We start from the raw sequence: 26,397 nt of genomic DNA, 5'->3' as shown, positions 1-26,397 counted from the left end.
ATCCCGCGAGTCTCCTTTTCGCGACCCGCGAGCTCTCCCGGCCGCGACCGCCGAGTCGGCGGCGCCCAAGGGGTGACTCGCGTGTTCCGAGAGGGAGACTCGCGTGCGTGTGCGGCCCGCTGAGCCGGAGCCGGGGCGTCGCAGCAGCGGTTCTGAGGGAAATCGGCAGGGTTGGCTGAGGCCAGGCTGTTGGCAGCCTGGCCGGAACGTCCTTGCGGGTCAGCGCATGTAGTAGAACTCACTCGGGAAGCCGTCCGCCACTGTGGCCGCCAGCTCGAGCAGGGCCAGGCGGGTGTCGGCGCCCAGGCGGTCCAGCTCGATCTCCGCGCCCTCTTCCAGGTGCGGGTCGAACGGGATGCGGCACACCGCCCGGCAGCGGGCGCCGAAGTGCTGCGCCAGCTTGTCGAGGTCCACCGAGCCCGCGCGGGGGCGGACCGAGTTGATGACCGCCACCGAGCGGGAGACCAGGTCGCGGTAGCCGTGGACGTCCAGCCAGTCAAGGGTGGCCGACGCCGAGCGGGCGCCGTCCACCGAGCCCGACGACACGACGACCAGCGCGTCCGCGATGTCCAGGACACCCTTCATCGCCGAGTGCATCAGGCCGGTGCCGCAGTCGGTCAGGACGATGTTGTAGAAGTGCTCCAGCAGGGCCACCGTGCGGCGGTAGTCGTCCTCGCTGAAGGCTTCCGAGACCGCTGGGTCCTGCTCGCTCGCCAGCACTTCCAGGCGGCTGGGGCCCTGCGACGTGTAGGCGCGGATGTCGCTGTAACGGTGGATGCGGTCGGCGTCACGCAGGAGGTGGCGGACCGTGGCCGTCGTCTCGAGCGGGATCTTCTGGCTCAGGGTGCCGCGGTCCGGGTTCGCGTCCACCGCGATCACGCGGTCGCCGCGCAGGGACGAGAAGGTGGAGCCCAGGGTGGTGGTCGTCGTCGTCTTGCCGACGCCGCCCTTCAGGCTCAGCATCGCGATCTTGTAGCAGCCCCGGAGGGGCTGGTTCACCCGGCCGATCAGCTCGCGGCGGTGCGTCTCCGCCGGGCTTTCCCCGACGTTGATCAGGTGCCCGCTCGCCACGAAGACCGCCTTGCGCCAGCCCGACTGCGGGGCGCGCTTCGTGTGCTTGATCAGCTTGGCGGACGACAGCTCCTCGCCGTGGGCAGGCGGCGGGCCGTGTCGCGGCGGACCGGGGTGGCCCGGGTACTGCTGCTGGTACGCGGCAGCGGGCGGGTACTGCTGCGGCGGCACGTGGTGCGGACCGGAGATCCCCGCCACCGGCTGGGAGCCGGACGGGGTCTGGTCGATGTAGTGCTGTGGCACCTGCTGCGAGCCCGACGCGCTCGGATCCGCGTACTGCGGCGACACGGGCTGGGAACCCGACGGCGTCTGGTCCACGTAGTGCCGCGGCACGGGCTGCGAGCCCGACGGTGTGGGGTCGGAGTACGGCACCTGGTGCGGGCCCGACGCGTCCGGGTACGGGGTCGAGTCGGTCCTCTCCTCCTCGTCGTACTTGGACACGAGGGGATTGGGGCCGAAGTCGTGGGTGGGTCGCTCGGACTCCTCCTGCGCCTCCGGCGGCATCCAGGCGAAATCGCTCCTCGGTGCGGGTTCCTGCCCGACACCTGCGCGGGGAACGCCCCCCTCCGGCTCTCCTTCGCGCGCACTCACCGCTGGATTCCTCCCAAAAGCACCGACCTGGACCGCCTCCGCACGCGACGGTAGTCGCAGGTGTTCGACACAGTCGACACGGGGCCTTCCGGTGTTCGCACCAGCAACCGGTGCGGGTCAGCGGCGAGCGGTGTCAGACACCGAGCAGGTCACCCAGCGGATTGATCATGGTGAGCGCGGGACCGGACGGTGCCGGGGCGCTCGTCGTCGACGCCGTGCTGCTGCCGGTGAGCGGCGACAGGATCCCGCCGACGGTGTCCGTGACCGGCGTGAGCACGTCGCCAACGGTGTCCGTCACCGGCTCGAGCACGTCACCGAGGCCGCCGCCGCCACCCTGCTCGGGAGCGGGCGCCGGGGCCGGCGCGGGCTGCTGCGGGGCGGGCTGCTGCGGGGCGGGGGCCGGCGTCTCGACGCTCGTACCACCCGCGGAGCCACCGCTGCCCTGGTCGCTGCCGCCACCCTGGCCGGTGCCCGTCGGGTCCGAGGTGACCGGCGCACCGGCGGCCGGACCGCCAGCCGACGCGGGCGTGGTCTGCTCGGCGCGCGGATCCTGCTGCTTCTGCTTGGCGTCGTCCTTGCCTGGCGACGGGGAACCCACGACCGGGCCGCTGCCGCCGGGGTTGTGACCGGGCGACGCGGGGGCGTGCTCTGGCGCGGAACCCGCTACCGGGGTGGCGCCACCCGAGATGCCGAGCGCGCCCGCGGCGAAGGTGCCCGCGACGAGCAGCGCACCCGCGGCCGCACCGAAGGTCCAGCGCTTGCTCGAGGAGGCCGCCTCGGCGGCTTCCTCGGTGGCGATCTTCGTCGCCTCGTTCCGGCGAACCCCCAGCGGGTGGTTCTCACGGCGTAGCAGCCGGTCCACCGGCAACCGTTCGTCACGTCCGTAAGCACCTGCGTACGTCAAAACGCCCTCCTGGCCCCAATCAGCGTCACCCATATGGATGAAACTCGGCGAACCCCGCAGCGGAGAGTACTGATAACGACGCAGGTTGTCCAACGATCGAGGTCAAACCCCCGCGTAAGAATGCAACCCAGCCGTTACCAGGTTGATGAAGAACAGGTTGAAGATCATGGCCGCGAAGCCGACGACGTTGATCACCGCGGCCCGGCCGCCGCGCCAGCCCGCGGTCGCCCGCGAGTGCAGGTACGCCGCGTAGACGACCCATGCGATGAACGCCACGGTCTCCTTGGGGTCCCACCCCCAGAACCGGCCCCACGACTGCTCCGCCCAGATCGCGCCGAAGATCACACCCGCGGTGTAGATCGGGAACGCGAACACGGTCGTGCGGTAGGCGACCTGGTCCAGCACGTCCGCGGCGGGCAGGCGGGTCGCCCACTCCGGCTTGCGGACCTTCAGCAGGTAGAGAACGCTCACCACGCCGGGCACCAGCACCATGCCGCTGCCGAGCGCGATCGCGAACACGTGGATCACGAGCCAGTAGGACTGCAGGGCGGGCTGCACGGGTGCGGCCGTCGTGTACAGGACGACACCGCCAAGGAACATCAGCACGATGACCGGCAGCAGCACCCACACGCCGAGGTGGCGGACCGTCGGGTACTTGCGCAGCACCACGAGCCAGGTCCCCACGGCCACGAGGCACAGCGTGGCGCCGAACTCGTACATGTTGCCCCACGGCGCACGGCTCGTCGCCAGCGCGCGCAGCACGAGCGAGCCGAAGTGCAGCAGCGCCCCGAATGTGGTGAGCGACACGGCCAGCTTGCCGATCCGCACGGCACGGGCGGTGCGGGACCGCGAGTCCGGGTCGTCGGAGTCGTCGAAGCCGTCGGAGTCGTCGGCCGGCTCCGCGACGAGCGTGTCCCCGGCGCCGACGGCGACCAGTTCCTTGGCGGCCCTGCGCTCGCGGTACCCGAAGGCCTGCTCGTACAGGTAGAACAGCATCGCCACGACGTACGCGCCGACGGCGATGCCGTAGCACCAGTCGCTGTAGCTGGACAACGTCTCGTTGACGTCCATCAGGACTCCCTCGAAGCGGTGGCGCCTTCACGTTCTTCTTCGCGCGGGGGCAGGTCGGCGAGCAGGCCCTCGGTCACGCGGCCGAACTCCTCGCCGTATCCCGCCTGGTCAGTGCGGGCGAGACCACCGAGCAACAGCACGGTGGCGCCGTCTGCCCTGTCGTCGCCGCCGGGTACCGCCCGCACCCACAGCCTGCGCCGTTTGATCACGAGCGACATGCCGAGACCGAACACGACCAGCACGGCGAACAGCAGCACCCAGCCCTGCGCGGGGTCGTGCGAGACCTGCAGGTACACCCAGCGCTGCACGTCGTCGAAGCGGACCTTCGTGCCGTCGTCGAGGGTGATCTCGTCGCCGGGCCGCAGGTTCTCGCGCGCGACCCGGTCCAGGCGCCCGGACTCGACCATCTCCTGGTTGACCTCGAAGATCGACTGGCCGCGGCCGGAGTCGTTGCCGAGGTCGCCCTTCAGCACGTCGATGGCGACGGCCGGGTCCCGCAGGTCCGGGAAACCCGAGGTCAGGATGTTGTTGTGCAGGACAGCGGTCGGCGCGAGCAGGCCGGTGATCGCGAGCTGGCGCTTGCGCCGCTCGACCGGGTCGGTGACGCCCGGCGGGTCGAACTTGGTGGCGCCCTCGGACAGGTAGGTGAGCTGGTCGACCGGCCGCCACTGGATGGTCTGGGTGCGGGTCTGACCGTCGGGGAAGGTGACGGTGAACGTCGGCGAGTAGCCGTGGCTCAGCAGGTAGACCCGGTCGCCCGCGGTGCGCAGCGGGGAGTTGACCTCGAGCGTGTACGGCCGCCAGGTGCCGTTGTCGAGGTCGGCGCCGGACTGGTACTCGATGTCGGCGCGGTAGTAGTCGGGCTGGCCGGTGCTCAGGAAGTGCGCGTCGAACCCGTTGACCTTCACGCAGAACGGGTTCAGGTCGGTGCCGTCGACACGCAGGCCGGGGCGGAACGAGTCGTAGCCGACGGTGCCGATGTTGCAGAACTCCGAGCCGTTGGCAGCCACGATGACCTGGCCCTCGTACTGGAACATCTTGCCGATGGCCAGCGCGACGATGAGGCCGAGCATCGCGAAGTGGAAGACCAGGTTGCCGGTCTCACGCAGGTAGCCGCGCTCGGCGGAGACGCTGCGGGCCCCGTTCTCCTCCTCGCGCACCGCCAGCCGCCAGCCCTTGAGACGTTCCGTGGCCGTCGCCATCACCTCGTCGGGCGTGGCGGTGGTGGTCGACTCGTGGTGGTGCGGCAGGCGGGACAGGTTGCGCGGCGTGAGGACCGGCTTGCCGCGCAACGCGCGGGCGTACTCGAGGGTGCGCGGCAGCAGGCAGCCGACGAGCGAGATGAACAGCAGCAGGTAAATCGCGGAGAACCAGACGCTGCCGTAGACGTTGTAGAACTCCAGCCGCCCCAGCAGCTCGCCCCACCAGCCGTGGCTCGCGATGTACTCGTCGACCTTCTGCGTGTTCAGCGACCGCTGCGGCAGCAGCGCGCCCGGCAGCGCCGCGACGGCGAGGAGGAACAGCAGCACGAGCGCCGTGCGCATGGAGGTGAGGCCGCGCCACGTGTTGCGCAGGAGGGCGATCATGCCGCCACCGAGTGTCGACGGTTCGCTTCGCAAGCTCCGCTCACAGTGGCAGCTCCGTAGTGGTGACCACGGTGTACTTGAGCCAGGTGGTCAGCTCGGCCCACAGGCCGGTGACGAGCAGCACACCGACGACGAACAGCAGGCCGCCGCCGACGAGCTGGATGGTGCGCGCGTTGCGGCGCAGCCAGCCGTTGGTGCGGACCGTCCACCGCGCGCCGAGCGCGATGAGCAGGAACGGGATGCCGAGGCCGAGGCAGTAGACGAGGACCAGCAGGAACCCGCGGGCCGCGGTCCCGCCGGTGCTGGCGGCGATGACCATGACCCCGGACAGGGTCGGGCCGATGCACGGTGTCCAGCCGAGACCGAAGATCGCGCCGAGGACGGGTGCGCCCGCGAGGCCCATCCTCGGGACCTTGTGGAACCGGAGGTCGCGCTGCAGGCCGGGGATGAACCCGACGAACACGAGCGACATCGCGATGAGCACCACACCGCCCCAGCGCTGGAGCGTCTCCTGGTTGGCGAACAACGAGTCGGCGAGCCACACGATGCTGCCGACACCCGCCGCGAAGACGACGGTGAACCCGAGGATGAACAGGCCGACGGCGCCGAGCACCTTGGCCTTCTTGCCGTTCTCGTCCCGGGTGTCGGCGCCGACCAGCGCGGCGAGGTAGGCCAGGTAGCCGGGGACGAGCGGGACGACGCACGGGGACGCGAAGGACACCATGCCCGCGAGCAGCGCTACGCCAGCGGCCAGCAAGAACGGCCCGCTGATGGCGATGGCGGTCGGGTCCACGGCGACCAGGGTAGGCGTGGGACTTAGGTCCTACTCAGCACGGGGTCGGTGGTCCGCCGCCGCGTAGTGCGGGTCACTTCTCGGCGAGCAGTCTGTCGATCAGGGGCGTCAGGTCCTCGGCGAGCAGGTCGCGCAGGAAGATGGCCGCCACGCGGTGGTCCTTGTCGAGGACGATCGTCGACGGGACGGTCGCGCGGGGGTAGCCCTTCAGCGGCAGCAGCGAGCGGCCGGACGGGTCGTAGATCGACGGGTACGTGAGGCCGAAGTTGCGCATGAAGTCGGCGGGGGCGTCGCGGTCGTAGTCGCGGAAGTCGATGCCGAGGACCTGCACGCCCTTGTCCTCGTAGTCCTCGTGCACCTTCTGCAGTTGTGGCGCCTCGGCGCGGCACGGCGGGCACCACGCGCCCCAGATGTTCAGCACCACGACCTCGCCCTCGTAGGAGGACAGCGTGAGCTGCGTGCCCTCCTCCATCAGCGAGTCGCCCCGCATCTCGGGGATCTGCTGGCGCTCGTCGCCCTCGTAGGTGATGTCGGTCTGGCCGCCGGGGCTGACGAAGTTGAACTCGCTGCCCGTGGCGACCGCGTCGGTGCCGGTCGAGCAGCCGGTCACCGCCAGCACGGCGGCAAGAAGCACTGCGATGCGTTTCATGCGCCGGTCACCTTCGGACTGCTGGCGCCCGCCGGTTCGCGGTACCGGATCGCGACCAGGCTCTCGTTGTCGAACATCAACGACGTGACCGACGCCAGGGAGCACTGCCGCCGACGGGGGTCGTGCCACAGGCGCTTGCCCTCCAGGAACCGCCGCAGCGTCCAGATCGGCAGCTGGTGGGACACGCACACCGCCTCGTGGCCCGCGGCGGCGGCGCGGGCGCGGTAGACGGCGCCGAGCATGCGGCGGGCGATGTGCAGGTACGGCTCGCCCCACGACGGCAGGAACGGGTTGTGCATGTGCGGCCAGTGCCTCGGTGAGCGCAGCGCACCGTCGCCGATGGACACGCGCTTGCCCTCGAACACGTTGTCGGCCTCGATCAGCTGCTCGTCGGTGACGAGGTCGAGCTGGTGCGAGTCGACGATGGGCCCGGCGGTCTCCTGCGCCCGCTGCAGCGGCGACGCGACGACGTGCGCGATGTCGCTGCCCGCCAGGTGTTCTGCGACGGTCAGCGCCTGGCGCTGCCCCAGCTCCGACAGCTTGAACCCCTCGAGGCGGCCGTAGAGGATGCCCGTCGGGTTGTGCACCTCCCCGTGCCGCACCAGGTGCACGACCGTCCGAACGCTCATGACTCCCCCTCGCAGGCTCCGGGGAGCCGCTCGCGGTCGCCCTGTGCCCGATGGTTCGCTCCGCAAGCTCCGTTCACTGCTCCCCCTTCGCGGCGGCTCTCGCGGCGGCCGGTAGTGCCGCGCCGATGACGTCGAACGCGTCGTCGTCCATGGCGGCGTTGACGAACCACGCCTCGAAGGCGCTCGGCGGCGGGTACACGCCGCGTTCCAGCAGTGCGTGGAAGAACGCCGGGAACCGGCCGGTGTCCGACGCCTTGGCCTCGGCGAAGTTCCGCACCGGTGTCTCGGTGAAGAACACGCTGACCAGGCTGCCCGCGAACTGCACGCGGTGCGGCACCCCGGCCGCGGTCAGCTCGGTGCCGATGAGCGCGCCGAGCCGGGCCGCGTTCGCGTCGAGCGCGCGGTAGGTGTCGGCGGTGGCCTCCCGCAGCGACGCGAGGCCGGCGGCGACGGCGACGGGGTTCCCGGACAGGGTGCCCGCCTGGTAGACCGGGCCCGCCGGGGCGAGGTGCGCCATGACGTCGGCGCGTCCGCCGAACGCCGCGGCGGGCAGTCCGCCGGACATGACCTTGCCGAACGTGTACAGGTCACCGGGTACCGCGTCGATGCCGAACCAGCCCGCCGCGGACACGCGGAAGCCGGTCATCACCTCGTCCATGACGAGCAGCGCGCCGTGCTGCCGGGTGATCTCGCGGAGGCCTTCGTTGAAGCCGGTGAGCGGCGGGATCGCGCCCATGTTGCCGGGTGCGGCCTCGGTGATCACGGCGGCGATCTCGGCGCCGTGCTCGGCGAAGGCGGCGCGGACGGCGTCGAGGTCGTTGTAGGGCAGGACGACCGTGTCGCCCGCCTGCGCGCCGGTGACGCCGGGCGAGTTGGGCAGCGCGAACGTGGCGACCCCGGAGCCGGCTTCGGCGAGCAGCGCGTCGACGTGCCCGTGGTAGCAGCCCGCGAACTTGACGATCTTGGACCGGCCGGTGAAGCCACGCGCGAGGCGGATCGCGCTCATGGTGGCCTCGGTGCCGGAGTTGACCAGCCGCACGGCGGCGACCGGTTCGACGCGGGCGATGATCTCCTCGGCGAGGTCGATCTCACCGGCGGTCGGCGTGCCGAACGACAGCCCGGACACGGCGGCGGCGCGGACGGCCTCGACGATCGGCGGGTGCGCGTGCCCGTGGATCATCGGGCCCCACGAGGAGACGAGGTCGACGTAGCGGTTGCCGTCGACGTCCCACAGGTAGGGGCCCTCGCCGCGGACCATGAACCGCGGGGTGCCGCCGACCGCCTGGAACGCGCGCACCGGGGAGTTGACGCCGCCGGGGGTCACCGACTGGGCTCGCTTGAAGAGGGCTGAAGACTGCTCGGTCGTCACAGCCCCCAGTCTTACATCGCCTCTCGGGGGTCTGGGGGTCGCTCCCCAGGTGTCACCGTCCGCGCTTCGGACGGGCACGGGCCGCGAGCACGACCTGCCGCACGGCGTCGACGACGAGCACGGCCGCGACGGTGCCCAGCAGGATCGCGAGCGCCATCCAGCTGCCGATGAAGCGGGTGGACTCGAACACGATCCCGTCGGGGTAGCGCTCGACGATCTTCGCGATGCCGCGGGGCCAGAAGTCGAACGCGAACCACACCGCGACCCCGGCGACGACCAGCTCGGCCAGCGCGACGAACGCGCGCCACGGCTTGTTCAGCCTGCCGGGCTCGGTCGGCGGCGGGGCGACGAGCTCGTCGGTGGCAGCGGTCACGCTGTCTACTTTCTCACGGTCGCTGCCGGGCCTGCAGGCGGCGCTGCTTGTGCTCGGCGAAGTACTTGGTCGACTCGGGGCGGAACATGTAGACCACGGCGGTGACGCCGAACGCGACCTCGGCGAGGCTCCACATCAGTTCCAGCTCGGCGCCGGACGACGCCATGGCCGTCAGGAAGCTCCACACGCCGACACCGGTGTAGGCGGTGAGCAGGATCCGGGCCCAGTTGCGGCCCGCGCGCATCTTGAACGCGAACAGCAGCATGAGACCGGCGAAGATCGCGATGCTGAACGCGAGGATGACCTGGAACGCGCCGACCGTGCCCGACACCGGCACCTGGTTCACCGAGCCGGGCGCGTCGGACGGCCCGGCCTGGCCCTCGGGCATGCCGGCCATCATGTCGGTGACCATGCTGGTCAGCAGTGCCTTGTCGAGCAGGACCGTGAAGACGGTGCCGAGAGCGCTGATGGCGATGCTCGCGAGGACCGCCTGGAACGCCGAGTCGACGGCCTTGGGCCGGGTGATCGGGCCTTCCGAGGCCGGGATGGGCGGCGGGGGCGGCATGCTCACGGTGTCAATCTTCCTCTACTTCGCCGACGAGGCGGGCGAGGGCCGCTTTGAGGGCGTCGTCGTCGCGGGCCCACGCGAGGACGGTGCTGCCGTCGTCGAGGCGGAGCGGGACCTCGTAGGTCTTGCGGGGAACGCTCCAGCCGCCGCCGAGGATCTTGGCACCTGGTGCGGCGCCGACGTCGGTGACCTGCTGGATGTCTTTGACGGGCAGGGTTTCGCGGCCCTGTCGCAGTTCGGCCGGGGTCAGTTCGACGCGGTACACCTTGCGGCGCACGTTGGTCCACAACGCGAAGATGCCGAACAGCCCGATGCCGACGATCAGCCACGCGACCGTGTGCACCGGCCCGGACAAGGCCTCGACGCCTGCGCCGATGCCCGCGAAGGCCGGTCCCCAGAGCAGCGGCCACCGGGTCGAGCCCGGTTCCGCGTAGAGGACCGGCCCGTCGGTCATCGGAGCTCGCGCGGCGGGAAGTACCTGCGTGCCGACGGCGACCACAGCAGCGCGAGGCCGACGAGGCAGAACATGGCGGACAGGATGCCGGGCGGCGTGCCGTTGAGCAGCAGGTGGAACAGCACGAGCACGACGCCGAAGATCGTGACGAGTGTGCGTGCGCGGCGGGTGCCCTCGGTGGCCTTGTAGCCGAACAGGCCGAGGAACACGGTGAACGTGACGGCCGCGATGGTGACGATCCACAGGATCTGCGTGACACCGTTCGCGATCTGGTCCGGGGTGAGGTCGGTGCCCTTGCTCGCCTCGATCTGCGCGTCGATGATGTCCTGCTTGTAGATCATCGAGACGACCATGCTGGCGAGCCAGATCAGGCCAGACGCGACGAAGAAGTAGAACGAGATGCGCAGGGTGCGCGGCGCGGGCTCGGAGAAGCGGCGCTTGGCCTGTGCCCGTGCGGCCGCCTCGCGGGCGGTGGGCATGACGGGTTCTTCGGCCGGGATCGGCGGGGCCTTCTCCAGCTTGGGCTTGGCCTTCGGCTTGGGCGCCGGCTCCGGCTCCGGCTTGGTTTCGGCCTTCTCCGGCTCGGGCGGTGCGGCGGCCGCCGGGTCGGCGGGCTCGACCGGGTCGGGTGCGAGCGACGATGTGGTGTCGTTGTCGGACACGGTCTCGTCCGGCACGGCCTTGGCGGCGTCCGCGGGGTCCGAATTGCCTGGCTTCGTCACGGCGGGCAGGTTACCTGTGCCTTTCGGCGTCAGCGCAGCCAGCCCGCCGCCTCGACCGCCCAGTAGGTCAGGACGACGTCCGCGCCCGCGCGCCGGATGGACGTGAGCGACTCGAGGATCGCGGTCCGCCGGTCGCACCAGCCACCTGCCGCGGCGGCCTCGATCATCGCGTACTCACCGGAGATCTGGTACGCGGCGACGGGCACGTCGGACTCCTCGGCGACCGCGCGGAGCACGTCGAGGTAGAGCATGGCCGGCTTGACCATGACCATGTCGGCGCCCTCGTCGAGGTCGAGCCGCACCTCGCGCAGCGCCTCGCGGACGTTCGCGGGGTCCTGCTGGTAGGTGCGGCGGTCGCCCTGCAGGGACGACTCGACGGCGTCGCGGAACGGGCCGTAGAACGCCGAGGAGTACTTGACCGCGTAGGCGAGGATGCCGGTGTCGACGTGCCCGGCCCGCTCCAGTGCGGAGCGGATGGCGCCGACCTGGCCGTCCATCATGCCGCTGGGGCCGAGGAGGTGGGCGCCTGCTTCTACCTGGGCGACGGCCATCTGCCCGTAGATCTCGAGGGTGGCGTCGTTGTCGACGCGGCCGTGTTCGTCGAGGACGCCGCAGTGGCCGTGGTCGGTGAACTCGTCGAGGCACAGGTCGGACATGAGGACGGTCTCGTCACCGAGCTCCGCCTTGAGGTCGCGAAGTGCCACGTTGAGCACGCCGTCGGGGTCGATGCCGCCGGAGCCGACCGCGTCCTTGTGCTCCGGGACGCCGAACAGCATGAGGCCGCCGACACCCGCCTCGACCGCTTCGATGGCGGCCTTGCGCAGGCTGTCGCGGGTGTGCTGCAGGACGCCGGGCATGTTCGCGATGGGAACCGGCTCGGTCGCGCCCTCCTTGACGAACATGGGCAGCACGAGCTGGCTCGGCCGCACGGTCGTCTCGGCCACCATGCGGCGCATGGCGGGGGTGCTGCGCAGGCGCCGGGGCCGGTGCGCTGGGTACATGGTCGGCTCCTTCGTGCCGTGAAGGCGCGTTCGCGGTACGCCGCGAACGCGCCTTTCACAGCATCAGCGGCGGGCCCGCTTGGTCTTGCGGGGCGGCGGAAGCGCACCTTCCGCGCGGAGGCGGGCGGCGTGCTCGGCGAGCGCGTCGACCAGCGCGGGGACCTGGGCGATCTCCGGCTGGACGTCGACCCGGAGGCCGAACTCGCGCGCGGTCTCGGCGGTCTTCGGGCCGATGCACGCGACGAGGGTGCGGGTGTGCGGCTTGCCCGCGATGCCGACCAGGTTCCGGACGGTCGAGGACGAGGTGAAGCACACCGCGTCGAAGCCACCGGTCTTGATCATCTCGCGGGTGTCGGCGGGCGGCGGCGCGGCGCGCACGGTGCGGTACGCGGTGACGTCGTCGATCTCCCAGCCGCGGTCGCGGAGACCGGCGGCGAGGGTCTCGGTGGCGATGTCGGCGCGCGGCAGCAGCACGCGGTCCACCGGGTCGAGGATGTCGTCGTAGGGCGGGAACTCGTCGAGGAGGCCCTCGGACGACTGCTCACCGGACGGGACGAGCTCGGGGATGATGCCGAAGCCGCGCACCTTCTCCGCGGTGGCCTCGCCGACGCAGGCGATCTTCACACCGGAGAACGCGCGGGCGTCCAGGCCGAACTCCTCGAACTTCTCCCACACCGCGCGGACCGCGTTGGTGGAGGTGAAGATCAGCCACTGGTAGCGGCCGTCGACGAGACCCTTGACGGAGCGCTCCATCTGGGCGGGGCTGCGCGGCGGCTCGACGGAGATCGTCGGCACCTCGGACGGGATGGCGCCGTGCAGCCGCAGCCGCTCGGACATCTCGCCCGCCTGGTCCTTGGTGCGGGGCACGAGCACGCGCCACCCGTAGAGGGCGCGGGACTCCCACCAGGACAGCTTGGTCCTGGCGGCGACTGCCTGGCCGACGGTGACGACGAGGTTGCCCGCGATCTCGCCCGCGTCCTGCGCGAGGGTGGCGAGGGTGGTGTCGAGCGTGCGCTGCCCGGCGCCGGTGCCGTCGGCGGTGACCGCGACGGGTGTCTGCGGCGCGAGGCCGTGCTCGACGAGCGCGGACGCGGCCTCGGCGAGGTGGCTGGAGCTGGCGAGCAGCACGATCGGGCCCGGGGTCTTGGCGAGTCCGGCCCAGTCGACCTCACCGCGGACGTCGACCTCGGTGTGGGTGCCACCGAGCGCGATGCCCGCGTAGGCGGGGACCGCGGTCGCGGCAGGCACTCCTGGCACGACGTCGAACACGGCGGCGGTCTTGGCGACGGCCTGCGCCTCGGCCACGAGACCGGAGTGCGTGAGCGGGTCGCCGGAGACCAGGCGGATCACGACGCGGCCTGCCTTGGCCTCGTTGACGAGGTCCTTCGCGACGTCGGCCGGTTCGCCGACGGCGGGCCGGACCTCGACCTCGCCTTCGATGTCGCGGCCAGCGAGCTCGAGCACGCCTGCCGGCACGTCCGGGTCGATCACCACGAGCTCGGCGCGCGCGATGAGCTCCAACGCCCGGACGGTGAGAAGCCCGGCATCGCCGGGCCCCGAGCCCACGAACGCGATGCGTCCGGAGGACTTACGGGTACGGGTGGTCATTCCTGGGCCACTTCCCTCTTGATTACTTATTGCTCGTCACCGGCGAGCGCGCCGGCGCCGAGCTCGAGCAGTTCGGCGGCCAACGCACGCCCGAGCTGCTCACCTTCGGTCAGGTCACCGGTGGCCGACGCGCGGATCAGGTCGACAGCCGGCCCCTCGGCCTGGCTGCCTGCCGTCCAGTTCGCGGCCGCGACCCCGCGGAGCGACAGGCGGTGCACGACCTGGTCGCATCCGTCGAGGTCCTCGACCACGTCGGCCAATGCGCCGACCGGGGCCTGGCAACCCGCCTCGAGCGCGGCAAGCAAGGCCCGCTCGGCGGCGACCGCGGCCCTGGTGGCGGCGTCGTCCACAATGGACTGGAGGAGATGTTCGGTATCAACGTCCTCGACCCGGCACTCCACGGCCAGCGCCCCCTGCGCCGGCGCGGGAAGCACCTGGATCGGGTCTAGCACCTCGGTGATCACGTCGAGCCTGCCGAGCCGGGCGAGCCCGGCCCTGGCGAGCACGATGCCATCGAGCTCGCCGTCGTGGACCTTGCGGATCCGCGTGTCGACGTTGCCCCTGATGGGCACGATCACCAGGCCCAGGCCGAGCGCCTGGATCTGCGCCGCCCTGCGGGGCGACCCTGTGCCGACCCGGGAGCCGGCAGGCAGCTCGCCCAGCGTGAGCGAGTCCCGCGCGACCAGCGCGTCCCTCGGGTCCTGCCGCGGTGGCACCGCGGCGAGGGAGAGACGGGGGTCGGGTGCGGTCGGCAGGTCTTTGTAGGAGTGGATGGCGACGTCCACCTCACCGGCGGCGAGCGCGTCGCGCAGCGCGGAGGTGAAGACACCGACCCCGATCTCGGCGATGGGCGCGGACGACCGGTCGCCGGGCGTCACCACGGTGACGATCTCGACCTTCGCACCGGCGGCCTCGAGCTGGGCGGCGACGGTGCCGGTCTGGGCGAGCGCGAGCGCGCTGCCCCGGGTGCCGATGCGGATGGTGCGGCTCATCGCGCTTCACCGCCGGTGGTGTCGGCGCCCTGCGCCAACGTGGAAACGGGGCGACCCCCCTGGCGAACGAACGGACCGTTCGCCCGGGCTTGGGCTGCCGAGTTGTCCACAGGCGCGTTCGCGGCACCCGAACTGTCGGTGCCCGCCGGTAGCGTTGACATCGGGGGGCCCCCTGCCGTGCGAATGGGACTTTCGCTCGGGGTGGCCGCCATCACGGGGTTGACAGACGCAGGGTTGACGGTGGCGGCGGTTTTCGCGACCAGCGCGGCGGGGGTGGCCGGGTCGAGGCCGAACAGCTCGCGCAGCGCTTCCGCGTACTCGACGCCGTTCGGGCCGGACGCCAGTTCCTTCACGCGCACGGTCGGCGTGTGCAGCAGCTTGTCGACCACGCGCCGCACGGTCTGCGCGACCTCCGCCCGCGTCGCGGGGTCCAGCTCCAGCCGGGAGTTCAGGCGCAGCAGCTCGGCGTCCACGACCTCGGCGGCGCGCTTGCGCAGCGCGGTGACGGTCGGCGTGACCTCCGCGGACCGCTGGGTCGCGAGGTACGCGGCGACCTCGTCGGCGACGATCGTGGCCGCGCGCCGGGTGTCCAGGCCGCTCGGCGACTCGGCCAGCCGCCGCTGCAGGCTCTCCAGGTCGACGATCGTCACGTCGTGCAGGTCGGCCATGTCCGGGGCGACGTCCCTCGGCAGGCCGAGGTCGCACACGACCAGCGGCCGCACCCGTGCGCCCACCATCGTCGCGTCGATCACGGTGCCGGCCGCGCCGGTGCAGGCGACGACCACGTCCGCCTCGGCGATGTGCGCCGGCAGGTCCGCCAGCCCGACCGCGCGAGCCGGGGTGCCCTGCTCGAGCTGCAGCTCGGCGAGCCGGGCGCCGGTGCCCACGGTGCGGTTGGCGATCACGATCTCGCCGATGCCCGCGCGGCGCAGCGCCGCGGCGGACAGCCCGCCCATCGAACCCGCGCCGACGATCAGCGCGCGGCGGCCCGCGAGACCGCCGAGCACGCGGTCGGCGTCGGCCAGCGCCTCGGACACCACCGAGCCACCGGCCGCGTCCAGGCCCGTCTCGGCGTGGACGCGCTTGCCGACCCGCAGCGCGCGCTGGAACAGCTCGTGCAGCGTGCGGCCCGCGGTGCCCGCCTCGCGCGCGGAGTTGTAGGCGTTGCGGACCTGGCCGAGGATCTGCGCCTCGCCGACGACCATCGAGTCGAGACCGGCGCTCACCTGGAACAGGTGCTCGGCCGCGGCCGCCGCGTAGTGCACGTAGAGGTGCTCGTACAGTTCGGCCACGTCGAGCCCGGAGTGCCTGCCGAGGACGCCGACGACGTCCGCGAGACCGGCGTGGAAGGCCTGCACGACCGTGTAGACCTCGACCCGGTTGCACGTCGTGACCAGCGTGGCCTCGACGACGTTCTCACAGCGCATGAGCTCGTCGAGCACCTTGGGCACCTCACTGGCCGGCACCGTCGCGCGCTCCAGCACGCGTACGTCCGCTGACCGGTGTGAGACACCGACCGCCAGCACACTCATCGTCTGACCACCGCCCCGTTCGGCCTGTTCTCGACACTGTGGCGCGGCGAACCGTTGACTCGACCGTTGCTCCTCGGCTGCGGCGCGGTCTCCCCCGAGGGAGCGCTGTCCGCACGCCTGGCCTGGTGGAACGACAGGATCTGCAGCTCGACGGCGAGGTCCACCTTGCGGACCTCCACCGTCTCCGGCACCTGCAGCACCACCGGCGCGAAGTTCAGGATGCACTCGACCCCGGCCTGCACCAGCCGGTCGCACACGACCTGCGCGGCGGCAGGTGGCGTGGCGATGACGCCGATGGTGATCTCCTTGGCCGCGCACACCGAAGCGATGTCGTCGATGTGGTTGACCGGGATCCCACCGACGGGCACGCCCATCAGATCGGGGTCGACGTCGAAGAGTGCGGTCACCGGGAAGCCTCTGCCAGGGAACCCGCCGTAGTTGGCGAGCGCATGTCCGAGGTTACCGATGCCGACCACTGCCACGCTCTGTTCACGGGTGAGGCCGAGAACACGTTCAATCTGGTCGATGAGAACCTCGACCTCGTACCCCACGCCACGCGTGCCGTAGGTGCCGATGTAGGAGAGGTCCTTGCGGAGCTTCGCGGAGTTGACGCCTGCCGCGACCGACAGCTCCTCCGAGGACACCGTGGTGATGCCCTGCTCCTTCATGCCGGACAGAACGCGCAGGTAGACCGCGAGGCGCGCGACAGCGGCCTCGGGGATCGCCCGCGGGGAGAGCGCGCCCTGACCGTTGGTCAGGGGTGGCATGGGGGCGGTGACCTCCGCAGCGTTCTCAGCGGGCACTGGCCTTCTACCGTTCGCGCCAGTCTGGCCACGCTGCGCCACGCCGATACTCCTCGAAAGACTCGCCCCTGGGATTGTCATAACGGTAGCCGCTTGTGAACGCAGGCACAAAGTCGCCGGTGAGCGGCGGTTTTGCACCCCTCCCGAGAGTCTGTCAATCACCAGTAACGGATCTCTGGTCGCTCAGTTGACCGAGACGTGGACCGTGTGCCAGCCGGTGGCGCCGTCGGGTGCGGGCGGAGCCTCGTCCTCGGTCTGCGTGTGGCCGCGGTTGTCGGTGGCGCGGACCTGGATGGTGCGCTCGCCGGCCTCGAGGTCGAGCGTGACCCGCCACATGCGCCACGTGTTGAGGCCGACCTCCGTGCTGAGTTCGGCGGGGTGCCAGTCGCCTTGGCCGTCGAAGCGGACCTCCACCTCGCGGACGCCGATGGTCTGGGCCCACGCGACGCCCGCGATGGTGTTCCGGCCCTTGGCGAGGACGAAGCCGTCGCGGGGGCTGTCGATGCGGGACTGGGTCTTGATCGGCCCCTTGGCGGACCAGCCGCGCGGGATCCAGTAGCCCTGCTTGTCCGCGAACGTGGTCAGCTCCATGTCCACGACCCATTTGGTGGCGGAGACGTAGCCGTACAGGCCGGGGACGACCATGCGGGCGGGGAAGCCGTGCTCCTGTGGGAGGGGTTCGCCGTTCATGCCGATGGCGAGCATGGCGCCCCGGTTCTGGTCCATCACCGCGTCGACGGGCGTGCCCGCGGTGAAGCCGTCGGTGCTGGTGGAGAACAGCTGGTCGGCGCCGGGTTTGACGCCGGCCTCCGCGAGCAGCTCGCGCAGGGGGACGCCGATCCAGTTCGCGGTCGAGATGAGGCCGCCGCCGACCTCGTTGGACACGCAGGCCAGCGTCACGGGGCGTTCGATGAGGCGGCGGCCGCGGATGTCGGAGAAGGTGAACTCGACGGGTTTGTCGACCAGGCCGTGGATGCGCAGCCGCCAGTCCTGCGCGGCGACGCGGGGCAGCGTGAGGGCGGTGTCGATGCGGTAGAAGTCCCTGTTGGCGGTGATGAACCTGGCGGTCCCGTTGGCGGCGAAATCCGCGCCCGGCGGGAGCTTCGGCGCGGGGCTGACAGGCGTCAGCTTGCCGACGGCGGCCCGCGAACCCTCGACGTCGACCCGGCTGCCGACCAGCTGCCCGACCGTGCCCAGCGCGGCGGCGCCGATGACGGTCCCCGCGCCGGCCCGGAGGAACCGCCGACGGCTTTCGCGGTCCTGCTCGACGGGCCAGGCCCTGCCGTGCAGCCAGCTGAAGACGACCAGTCCGACGACCAGGCTGGCGGCGGGCGCGGCGATGGCGAGCTGACCGAGGTCGGGCCGGGTGAGCACGGCGACGATCCCGAGGACACCCTGCGCGGCCGCGATGACGAGGCCGGGGGCGGGCCGGGTGCGGGACAGCAGCCCGGCGGCGGCGGTCACCCCGAGAACGACGACCGTGACACCGATGAACAGGACGGTCTTGTCGGCGGTGCCGAACGTGGCCTTGGCCCACTCGACCACGGCGTGCGGCGAGTTGTCCCGCACCCAGTCGCCGACCGCGAAGAACGGGGACGCACCGGGTCCGACCAGCCCGGCGACCAGGTGACCGACGCCGAGCGCGGCGAGGAGCGAGACGTAGGCGACGGCGAGCACGCGGCCGCCGGGGAGACGGCCGGAGGGCGTGGGGGCACCGGTGGTCGTTCGGGTATCGAGCTGCACACCTCTACGTTCCGCGCGGAGGGCCGTTCGGTTCAACTCCATCTCGATTACGGAGTTCTTACCTGGGGGTCGGCCTCCGGCCCCCGGTCACCACGCTACGGGCGAGGACCGACATTTCGGGCGCCGCGAACGGCCCTGTGGATGGACCGGAGCAACGAACCCGAACGAACGGTCCATTCGCTCGCCCAGGGGGCCCCCGAAATCAACGCTACCGGTAGGGACAGACAGTTCCGGGGGCGTTGTTCCTGGCTGTGGACAACTGCCTCGCCTGTGGACAACTGCCTGTTCAGCGGGGCTGTCCGTCGGTGCCCGTGACTACGCTGGAGATCGGGGGCCGACGGCCGCAGTCAGCGCGTCGCCAGTGCCGCGCGGAAGCGTTCCTCCTCCACGCGCCAGTAGCCGTGTTCCTGCCCGTCGATCAGGATCACCGGGACCTGGTCGCCGTACTCGGCACGCAGCTCCGGGTCCGCGTCGACGTCCGTGACCTCCCACGGCACGTCTAGCTCGCCGCAGATGCGGGCCACCTCGGTCTCCGCCACCTCGCACAGGTGGCAGCCCTGCCTCGACACCACAGTCACCACGTCACGCGACGCTACCCCGCAGCGACGCGCGGCGAACCTTCCCCGTCGCCGAGTGGGGCAGTTCGTCGACGAACCGCACGGTGCTCGGCACCTTGAACCGTGCGAGGCGTTCGGTGCAGTGGTCGCGGACCTCGTCCTCGGTGAGTGTGGCGCCGTCGCGGAGCACCACGACCGCGATCACCTGCTCGCCCGTGCGTTCGTCCGGGACGCCGACCGCCGCGGACTCCGCCACCTGCGGCAGCTCGTCCAGCACCCGCTCGACCTCCTTCGGGTACACGTTGAAGCCGTTCACGATGATCAGGTCGTTCGCGCGGTCGACGAGGCGCAGGTCGCCGTCGGCGTCCAGGTAGCCGACGTCGCCGGTGCGGAACCAGCCGTCCTCGTCGGGACCGTGCGCGCCGTCGGGCCAGTAGCCGCTGAACAGGTTCGGGCCGCGGGCGGCGACGCGGCCGGTCTCCGTCTCGTCGCCGTCGAACCACTCCGTCTCGTCGGGGTCGGTGGGCGCGCCGACCGGGCGGCCGTCGCTGTCGACCAGCAGCAGTTCGACACCGGGCAGCGGACGGCCGACCGACCCCGGCTTCGCGATGCCGCCGACCAGCGTCGACGTCAGCACCGGGCCGGTCTCGGTCAGGCCGTAACCCTCGTACACGGGCAGGCCCGTCGCCTGCGTGATCGCGGACAGGACCGCCGGGGCCAGCGGCGCGGCACCGGACGTGAACAGGCGGACCGTGGACAGGCCCTCCGCGAGCCGGTCCGGAGTGGCGGCGGACAGCGCCTGGTACATGGCGGGCACGCCGACCAGCGTCGTCACCCGGTGCTCGGCGCACACGTCCAGCGCGCGTTCCGTGCCGAACGCCTCCAGCAGCACCGCCGTCGCGCCTGCGGCCGCCACCTGCAGCAGGCCGGGGCCGAGGCCGTAGAGGTGGAACAGCGGGACCACCAGCAGCACGCGGTCGTTCGCGGTCACCGGCGTTGGCTGGAGCCGCGCGCACTGGTCGACGTTGGACAGCAGCGCGCGGTGCGACAGCATCACGCCACGCGGCACGCCCGCCGTGCCCGAGGTGTAGCAGATGACCGCGATGTCCTCGCCGCCGCGCATGGCCGGGCGGACGTCGGCGGCCGCCTCCAGGTCCGGGGCAGCCAGATCCGGGGCAGCCAGATCCGGGGCAGCGAGGTCGGCACCCACGACGAACCGGGCGCCGCTGTCGCTCAGCAGGCCCGGCAGTTCGGGTGACTTCGCGGCCGCCGGGACCGCGATGCCGCCCGCGCGCAGGATCCCGAACACCGCGACGCAGAACTCGGCGCTGTTGGGGAGCACGATGGCGACCCGGTCGCCTTCTTCGAGACCGGCGGCCAGCAGGCGCGCGGCGAACGCGTCGACCGCGCGGTCCGTCTGCTCCCAGGTGAGGTTTCTGCCCGACGCGGTGTCGACGAGCGCGACCCTGCCGGGCACCTTCGCCGCCGCGTCCGTCACCAGGTCGGCGACGTTGCCGCTCAGCGTGTCGACCATGGGGATCCCTCCTTCAGCCACCCTTTGGGGAAGTGTGGCACGGCTCACTCACGTCATGGTTGACCACATCATGCGTCCTGAAGGTACGAGCACTACCTACTATTGAGTAACCACACGTATGCTGCTGGGGTCTCTTCGGGCGGTGCGGCCCGTGGAGGACCCAGCCGAGGGAGTCGAGCATGCCGTCCGTGCGCCCAGTTCAACGGGACGCAGTGGGTGTGCAGGATGCCCGGGTCCCGCGACAGGAGTCCGCCGTGGAGGCACTGGAGGCCGGTGGGTCGTGGGAGCTCGTGCACGCCGCCCAGGAAGGCGACCGATCGGCGTTCGCGCTCCTCTACGACAAGTACGTCGACATCGTGTTTCGTTATGTCCTCTTCCGGGTCGGGGACCGGGAACTGGCCGAGGACGTCACCAGTGAGACGTTCCTGCGCGCGCTGCGCAAGATCGCGACGATCACCTACCAGGGCCGCGACGTCGGCGCCTGGTTCGTGACGATCGCCCGCAACCTGGTGCTCGACCACGTGAAGTCCAGCCGGTACCGCCTCGAGGTGACCACCGCGGAGGTGGACGACTCGCGGCCCGTCGACGGCGGCCCCGAGCAGCAGGTGCTCGCGGGCGCGACCAGGGACGCGCTGCTCGAATGCGTCCGCCAACTGGGCGATGACCAGCGCGAATGCATCGTGCTGCGGTTCCTGCAGGGCCTGTCGGTGGCCGAGACGGCGGCGGTGATGGAGCGCAACGAGGGCGCGGTGAAGGCCCTGCAGCACCGGGCGGTGCGCAGGCTGGCGCAGCTACTGCCACCGGAGCTGCGGTGAAAGCCGTAACTTCTGTGCACACGGAATCGTTTTCCCAGACGTGAGCAGCGAGAGTACGGACGAGCACGACCGCACCGTCGTGCGTGCCCTGCGCTCGCTGGCGCCGTTGACCGCGCCGACCGGTGACGAGCGCAGGAGCATGCGCGACCGCATCCTGCTCGCACTGGACGACGAGGCGACCACGCCGTCGGCGTCCGACCGACCCGTCAGGTCCAGACCGAGCCCGTCGCCGCGGGCCGGGGAGAGACCCGGGGACAGGAGACCGGCTGCCAAGCCGGGGCCGTCCAGCCCCCACAGCCGAGCGACCGGCCGCGCGTCCCGCCGTGCGGCGTTGTCGGGGGTGCGCGGCCGGTTCGCCGTCGCCGCGGTGGCCGTGCTCGCGCTGGTCGGGTCGCTTGCCGGGATGAGCCTGTTGCTGGCAAGGGACGCCCTGCCCGGCGACGCGCTGTACGGCGTGAAGCGCAGCGCCGAGGCCGCGGCCCTCGGCCTCACCTTCGGTGACGAGCCCAAGGCGCTCAAGCACCTCGAGTTCGCCGCGGCCCGGGTCAGCGAGATCGAGACCATGGCCCGCCGCTACCCCGACCCCGACGACGCACCCGTCGGGGCCTACCTCACGGCACTCACCGACTTCGAGAACGACGCCACCGCCGGCTCCCGCCAGCTGATCGCGCTGGCCACCGGCACCGACGGCAGGCTCCTCGGCTCGCTCCGCGACTGGTCGACGCAGCAGGCGTCCCGGCTGGCGGACGTGGCCCCGCGCCTGCCCGCGGCCGCCCGCAACCGGGAGGGCGCCAGCCGCGCACTCCTCGACAAGATCACCGCCAGGGCCGAGTCACTGCTCGCCCGCATGGACTGCTTCCAGATCACCTCCGGCTCCTACGACGACATCGGTGCACTCCCGGCCACCAGCGAGTGCGCGCGGCCACCACTCGCGCCCACGTCCGGTGTGCCGGCGCCGAGTGTGCCCGCACCCACCGACAATTCCGTGCCCGCGACCGGCCCTGAGGTGCCGAGCCCGCCGCTGCCGTCGGCGGCACCGACCCAGGAGCTGCCGCCAGTGCCGGTGCCGGGGGCGACCGTGACGGTGCCCGCGCCCACGGAGGCTCCGACCGCGCCGCCGAGTACCGAGACCCCGCAGCGACCGCCGTTGATCGAGTTGCCGCCGCTGCTGCCCGGACTGCCTGGTTTGAGCCTCGGCTGATGCCCTGGAGGACGCTTTCAGGACACTGAACGTCCCGAAAGCGTCTTTCCAGGCAACGCGTCGGATGAGGCGAAATCCAGGCAGGGTGGCTCGCTACGCTGTTGGATGGAGTTGCTGGATTTTCCGATCGACCGCGGAGGCGATGCCGTGTCCCTGTGGCGTGGCCGTGGGAAGGAGCCCGCGCTCGAGCAGATCGCCACCATCGCGGGTGAGGCGTCTGCCGAGGCGGCCGTCGCGCTGGAGCAGGCCGAGCGCGAGCGGGAGCGGATCCCGCCGCCGGTCGACCTGACCGCCGCGGCGTTCTTCGACGTCGACAACACCATGATGATGGGCGCGTCGATCTTCCACTTCGCGCGCGGGATGGCGGCGCGGAAGTTCTTCACCAGTTCTGACCTGGCCAAGTTCGCGCTGCAGCAGGTCGTCTTCCGGATCGGGGGACGGGAGACCAACGACGGGATCCGCAACGCCAGGGAGTCCGGGCTCTCCTTCGTCGCCGGGCACTCCGTCGCCGAGTTGATGTCGCTCGGCGAGGACATCTACGACGAGCTGATGGCCGACAAGATCTGGCCCGGCACCCGGTCGCTCGCGCAGATGCACCTCGACGCCGGGCAGCGGGTCTGGCTCGTCACGGCGACCCCCGTCGACCTGGCGACGATCATCGCCAGGCGGCTCGGGCTGAGCGGGGCACTCGGGACCGTGCTCGAGAGCGAGAACGGCATCTACACCGGACGGCTCGTCGGCGAGATGCTCCACGGGCCCGCCAAGGCCCACGCGGTGCGCGCACTCGCCGCCCGTGAGGGCCTCAACCTGCGGCGGTGCACCGCCTACTCGGACTCCGCCAACGACGTCCCCATGCTGTCGGTCGTCGGCACCGCTGTGGCGGTCAACCCCGACGGCAGCCTGCGGGAGGCCGCCAGGAAGCGGGGCTGGGAGATCCGGGACTTCCGCACCGGCCGCAAGGCAGCGAAGATCGGGGTGCCATCAGTACTCGGCGCGGGTGCGCTCGCCGGGGCCGTCGCGGCCGGTCTCGCCTACCGGAAGCGGGGCACGTGAGCGGAGCAGGTCGTCGTCGACAACAGCGGGCGCCGGGCGCCCGCGAGGAGCGCCCATGATCGCCTTCATCGTCCTGGTCGTGGCCGTGATGTGCCTCGGCGTCGGGTTCTTCATGGGACGGCGCAGCGGGATCGAGTCGGAGATCCGGCGCCAGCTGCGCGACCGGCCCGACTACTGACGCTGTGGCCGACCCGCACATCCACGTCGAGCGGCAGGTCGTGCAGGCGGGCGCCGACTACCGCAACCTGATCGCGGCCACCCTGGGTGCCGTGCCCGACGAACCCGCCGAGGTCACCACTGGCTGCGGCACCCGGGTGCCCTACGCGATGACCTCACCGCACCCGGAACGCGTCACCTGCCTGCCCTGCCGCGAGCACGCCCAGCGCGAGTACCGGCAGTTCGCCGACAACGTGGCGAACCTGGGCCGCACGCCCGGCCTCGCCGTCAGCGCGGAAGACCTCACCAAGGCCGTGCGACGGCTCCGTGACCTGGCCGAGCGGTTCGGCTAGCGCGGTGTCCACCCACGTTTGCCGGGTACGGCCAAGCTGGCGGTAATTGCCGTACGGGGGTGGGCTGGTGTGCCGTGAAAGGCGCTTTCACGGCACACCGGACGTCGTGAGGGTGCGGGAGGCGTCGGAGGCAAAGCCCGTCCGGCGAGGACAAACCACGAACCCACCCCGGCCACCGTAAGTGGACGAAGCACTAGCCCCGGAAGACAGACTCGCGCTCGGCGACCATGCTGTCGAGCGTCCGCTGGATCGTCTCGCGGACCTCGGCCGCCATCTCCAGCACGAAACCGTGGTCGTCGGCGGTGTCCGGGGACGCCAGGTCGGTGCGGATGGGGGCGCCGAAGTCGATGCGCCACTTGGTCGGCAGCGGGATGGCGCCGAGCGGGCCCAGCAGCGGGAAGAACGGCGTGACCGGGAAGTACGGCAGGCCGAGCAGCTTCGCGAGCGGCTTGATGTCGGCGATCTTCGGGTAGATCTCCTCGGCGCCCACGATCGAGCACGGGATGATCGGCACGCCCGCCTTCGCGGCCGTCGCGACGAAACCGCCGCGGCCGAAGCGCTGCAGCTGGTACCGCTCGCTGAACGACTTGCCGACGCCCTTGAAGCCCTCCGGCCACACGCCGACCAGCTCACCGGACCGCAGCAGCCGCTGCGCGTCCGCGCCGCACGCGAGGGTCTGGCCAGTGCGGCGGGCGAGCGCGCCCAGCACCGGCACCTTGAACACCAGCTCGGCGCCGAGCATCCGCAGGTGCTTGCCGCGCGGGTGGTTGTCGTGGACGGCGATCGAGGTCATCACCGCGTCCCACGGCAGCGTGCCGGAGTGGTTGGCGACGATCAGCGCACCACCGTCGAGCGGCAGGTTCTTCTCGCCGGTGACCTCGACGCGGAACCACTTCTCGTAGATCATCCGCAGCGGCGGCAGCACGACGGTGTCGGTGAGCTGCGGGTCGAACCCGAACTCGTCGACCTGGTAGTCGCCGGTCAGGCGGCTGCGCACGAAGTCGGTCAGCGACTGCGGCGCGCGGCGCGGGCGCAGTTCGGTGACGGAGGCGAGCTTGCGGGTGGGCTGCGGTGGCGCGTCGGTGCGCGCCGTCGGCAGTGGGATGACGTCGGCTTCTTGAACCGGCACTGTTCTCGGCTTTCCCCTCAGAGGCGATGTTCGCTACGCAAGGTTCACTTGGCGACCGCGCGGACGAAATCGTCGAACGCGGCGGTGGTGGTCCACTTCGGCGTGAACCCGAACGTCGTCTTCAACCGGGTCGTGTCGATGACACGCCCATGGCTGAGCAGCCGGGACTGACCCGGCGACAGCGCCACCCGGCCACCGGCGAGGCGGGTGGCGGGCCCGATCGTGGCCCTCGGCACAGGCAGCGGCACACGGCCCGCGCGGCGGATGGCCTGGGACAGCATCAGCACCCCGTCGCCGCCGACGTTGAACACGCCGGGCAGGTCGTGGGTGATGGCGCGCTCCAGCACCGCGAGCGCGTCGGTGATGTGCACGAACTGCACGCGGGCGTCGAACCCGAGCACGGTCGGCACGAAAGGCAGGGAGAAGTACCTGGTCAGGGCGTTGTCGATGTGCGGCCCGATGACCTCGGCGAGCCGGACGATGGTCAGCACCAGGTCCGGGCGCCTGCGTGCGAGCCCCAGCGCGTAGCCCTCGATCTCGGCCGCGTCGCCGCCCCTGCGCTGTACGGCCTGGTCGGCGTCCTGCTCGGTGAAGACGGCAGGGGCGCCGGCGCCACCGCCGTACACCTCGGCCGTCGACTTCACGACCAGCTTGCGCACCGTGCGGGAACGCTGGCAGGCGGCAAGGAGCTGCATCGTGCCGATGACGTTGAGCTCCTTGGCACCCGCGCCGGAGCGCGGTGCGGCGTGCACGACCGTGTCCACCCGCGCCGAGTCGATGACCTTGGCGATCCTCGGGTCGCGGATGTCCGCGCGCACGAACTCGACCCGTGTGCCTCGCGGCACCGCGAGCCGGGCCGTGTCGACGCCCAGCACCCGCTCGATGTCGGGGTCGTCAGCCAGCTGCGCGGCCAACTGGCCGCCGAGCTGGTCGGCGACACCGGTGACGAGAACAACTGTGGGCGCCATACGACTCCGATGACTGATCACGAACGGGGTGCGATCCGGCTAGCACAGTGGCGGACCGTCCGCGAGCTTACATCCGAATCGTGATCGACTCGTCGTTGGCAACGAGTAGTTAACGCAGGTCACACGCCGTGTTGGTGGATGTCACTCTTTCGGCGGACATCCACCCCGGCTA

The 26,397-nt window shown here is 71.3% G+C and carries 26 protein-coding genes and 1 pseudogene; 5 read left to right on the top strand and 22 right to left on the bottom strand.

Annotated elements, in window-relative coordinates; all coding sequences use genetic code 11:
• Positions 1–219: 219 nt before the first annotated feature.
• The 20 genes and pseudogenes from FHR82_RS39870 to FHR82_RS39775 form a co-directional block, all read right to left on the bottom strand.
• Positions 220–1,575: a MinD/ParA family ATP-binding protein gene (locus FHR82_RS39870; RefSeq protein WP_184815842.1), complete on the bottom strand. Its 1,356-nt coding sequence runs from the start codon at positions 1,573–1,575 to the stop codon at positions 220–222.
• A 220-nt stretch (positions 1,576–1,795) separates the two neighbouring features.
• A complete protein-coding gene (locus FHR82_RS39865; protein WP_184815841.1) occupies positions 1,796–2,566 on the bottom strand; it encodes a hypothetical protein in 771 nt (256 codons plus the stop codon).
• 102 nt (positions 2,567–2,668) lie between these two features.
• Positions 2,669–3,637: a c-type cytochrome biogenesis protein CcsB gene (gene ccsB, locus FHR82_RS39860; RefSeq protein ID WP_184815840.1), complete on the bottom strand. Its 969-nt coding sequence runs from the start codon at positions 3,635–3,637 to the stop codon at positions 2,669–2,671.
• The gene (resB, locus tag FHR82_RS39855) at positions 3,637–5,223 is read right to left on the bottom strand and encodes a cytochrome c biogenesis protein ResB (RefSeq protein ID WP_184815839.1); all 1,587 of its coding nucleotides are present in this window, start codon (positions 5,221–5,223) and stop codon (positions 3,637–3,639) included. The genes ccsB and resB overlap by 1 nt, the downstream gene beginning before the upstream one ends.
• 40 nt (positions 5,224–5,263) lie before the next feature.
• Positions 5,264–6,016, bottom strand: coding sequence for a cytochrome c biogenesis CcdA family protein (locus FHR82_RS39850; RefSeq protein ID WP_376706487.1), 753 nt, complete (start codon positions 6,014–6,016; stop codon positions 5,264–5,266).
• Between the two features lie 73 nt (positions 6,017–6,089).
• A complete protein-coding gene (locus FHR82_RS39845; RefSeq protein ID WP_184815838.1) occupies positions 6,090–6,665 on the bottom strand; it encodes a TlpA disulfide reductase family protein in 576 nt (191 codons plus the stop codon).
• The gene (locus FHR82_RS39840) at positions 6,662–7,294 is read right to left on the bottom strand and encodes a histidine phosphatase family protein (protein WP_184815837.1); all 633 of its coding nucleotides are present in this window, start codon (positions 7,292–7,294) and stop codon (positions 6,662–6,664) included. Before FHR82_RS39840 ends, FHR82_RS39845 begins: the two co-directional genes overlap by 4 nt.
• A 73-nt stretch (positions 7,295–7,367) precedes the next feature.
• A complete protein-coding gene (gene hemL / locus FHR82_RS39835) occupies positions 7,368–8,663 on the bottom strand; it encodes a glutamate-1-semialdehyde 2,1-aminomutase (RefSeq protein ID WP_184815836.1) in 1,296 nt (431 codons plus the stop codon).
• Positions 8,664–8,715: 52 nt separating this feature from the next.
• A complete protein-coding gene (locus FHR82_RS39830) occupies positions 8,716–9,036 on the bottom strand; it encodes a hypothetical protein (RefSeq protein ID WP_184815835.1) in 321 nt (106 codons plus the stop codon).
• 13 nt (positions 9,037–9,049) lie between these two features.
• The gene (locus FHR82_RS39825) at positions 9,050–9,607 is read right to left on the bottom strand and encodes a hypothetical protein (RefSeq protein ID WP_184815834.1); all 558 of its coding nucleotides are present in this window, start codon (positions 9,605–9,607) and stop codon (positions 9,050–9,052) included.
• Positions 9,608–9,611: 4 nt separating this feature from the next.
• Positions 9,612–10,058: a transport-regulating membrane protein Mce1N gene (mce1N, locus tag FHR82_RS39820; RefSeq protein WP_184815833.1), complete on the bottom strand. Its 447-nt coding sequence runs from the start codon at positions 10,056–10,058 to the stop codon at positions 9,612–9,614.
• Positions 10,055–10,780: a hypothetical protein gene (locus FHR82_RS39815; protein WP_184815832.1), complete on the bottom strand. Its 726-nt coding sequence runs from the start codon at positions 10,778–10,780 to the stop codon at positions 10,055–10,057. The genes mce1N and FHR82_RS39815 overlap by 4 nt, the downstream gene beginning before the upstream one ends.
• Positions 10,781–10,809: 29 nt before the next feature.
• On the bottom strand, positions 10,810–11,781 hold the full coding sequence (gene hemB, locus FHR82_RS39810; protein ID WP_184815831.1) for a porphobilinogen synthase: 972 nt from the start codon (positions 11,779–11,781) through the stop codon (positions 10,810–10,812).
• 63 nt (positions 11,782–11,844) lie between these two features.
• Positions 11,845–13,389 (bottom strand): bifunctional uroporphyrinogen-III C-methyltransferase/uroporphyrinogen-III synthase, encoded by a 1,545-nt coding sequence (locus FHR82_RS39805; protein WP_184815830.1) that lies wholly within the window; start codon positions 13,387–13,389, stop codon positions 11,845–11,847.
• A gap of 26 nt (positions 13,390–13,415) precedes the next feature.
• Positions 13,416–14,381, bottom strand: coding sequence for a hydroxymethylbilane synthase (gene hemC / locus FHR82_RS39800; RefSeq protein WP_184815829.1), 966 nt, complete (start codon positions 14,379–14,381; stop codon positions 13,416–13,418).
• Positions 14,382–14,641: 260 nt separating this feature from the next.
• Positions 14,642–15,913, bottom strand: a pseudogene (locus FHR82_RS39795) (glutamyl-tRNA reductase); the annotation flags it as partial.
• Positions 15,910–16,797, bottom strand: coding sequence for a redox-sensing transcriptional repressor Rex (locus FHR82_RS39790; protein ID WP_184815827.1), 888 nt, complete (start codon positions 16,795–16,797; stop codon positions 15,910–15,912). The gene FHR82_RS39790 and the pseudogene FHR82_RS39795, both read right to left, overlap by 4 nt.
• A 102-nt stretch (positions 16,798–16,899) precedes the next feature.
• The gene (locus FHR82_RS39785) at positions 16,900–18,459 is read right to left on the bottom strand and encodes a molybdopterin-dependent oxidoreductase (protein ID WP_311771498.1); all 1,560 of its coding nucleotides are present in this window, start codon (positions 18,457–18,459) and stop codon (positions 16,900–16,902) included.
• Positions 18,460–18,806: 347 nt separating this feature from the next.
• Positions 18,807–19,037, bottom strand: coding sequence for a glutaredoxin family protein (locus FHR82_RS39780; RefSeq protein ID WP_184816122.1), 231 nt, complete (start codon positions 19,035–19,037; stop codon positions 18,807–18,809).
• A 4-nt stretch (positions 19,038–19,041) separates the two neighbouring features.
• Complete coding sequence (locus FHR82_RS39775; RefSeq protein WP_184815825.1) at positions 19,042–20,550, bottom strand: AMP-binding protein; 1,509 nt, start codon at positions 20,548–20,550, stop codon at positions 19,042–19,044.
• A 179-nt stretch (positions 20,551–20,729) separates the two neighbouring features.
• On the opposite strand from FHR82_RS39775, the gene FHR82_RS39770 reads away from it, so the two are divergent.
• The 5 genes from FHR82_RS39770 (at position 20,730) to FHR82_RS39755 (ending at position 24,128) form a co-directional block, all read left to right on the top strand.
• Positions 20,730–21,365, top strand: coding sequence for a sigma-70 family RNA polymerase sigma factor (locus FHR82_RS39770; RefSeq protein WP_184815824.1), 636 nt, complete (start codon positions 20,730–20,732; stop codon positions 21,363–21,365).
• 40 nt (positions 21,366–21,405) lie between these two features.
• Positions 21,406–22,566, top strand: coding sequence for a DUF5667 domain-containing protein (locus FHR82_RS39765; protein WP_184815823.1), 1,161 nt, complete (start codon positions 21,406–21,408; stop codon positions 22,564–22,566).
• Positions 22,567–22,713: 147 nt separating this feature from the next.
• Positions 22,714–23,619 carry an HAD family hydrolase gene (locus tag FHR82_RS39760; RefSeq protein WP_311771497.1) on the top strand — a complete coding sequence of 302 codons (906 nt, stop codon included), beginning with the start codon at positions 22,714–22,716 and terminating at the stop codon, positions 23,617–23,619.
• 55 nt (positions 23,620–23,674) lie between these two features.
• Positions 23,675–23,797 carry a hypothetical protein gene (locus tag FHR82_RS46945; protein WP_260418184.1) on the top strand — a complete coding sequence of 41 codons (123 nt, stop codon included), beginning with the start codon at positions 23,675–23,677 and terminating at the stop codon, positions 23,795–23,797.
• Between the two features lie 4 nt (positions 23,798–23,801).
• Positions 23,802–24,128: a hypothetical protein gene (locus tag FHR82_RS39755; protein ID WP_184815821.1), complete on the top strand. Its 327-nt coding sequence runs from the start codon at positions 23,802–23,804 to the stop codon at positions 24,126–24,128.
• 193 nt (positions 24,129–24,321) lie between these two features.
• Here FHR82_RS39755 and FHR82_RS39750 read toward each other — a convergent pair whose 3' ends face one another.
• On the bottom strand, positions 24,322–25,257 hold the full coding sequence (locus FHR82_RS39750) for a lysophospholipid acyltransferase family protein (protein ID WP_184815820.1): 936 nt from the start codon (positions 25,255–25,257) through the stop codon (positions 24,322–24,324).
• A gap of 44 nt (positions 25,258–25,301) precedes the next feature.
• Positions 25,302–26,225, bottom strand: coding sequence for an NAD-dependent epimerase/dehydratase family protein (locus FHR82_RS39745; protein WP_184815819.1), 924 nt, complete (start codon positions 26,223–26,225; stop codon positions 25,302–25,304).
• Between the last annotated feature and the right edge of the window lie 172 nt (positions 26,226–26,397).

Source organism: Actinophytocola algeriensis (genome assembly GCF_014203735.1).
Lineage (GTDB): Bacteria > Actinomycetota > Actinomycetes > Mycobacteriales > Pseudonocardiaceae > Actinophytocola > Actinophytocola algeriensis.
This window is presented reverse-complemented; position numbering and strand designations above follow the sequence as displayed.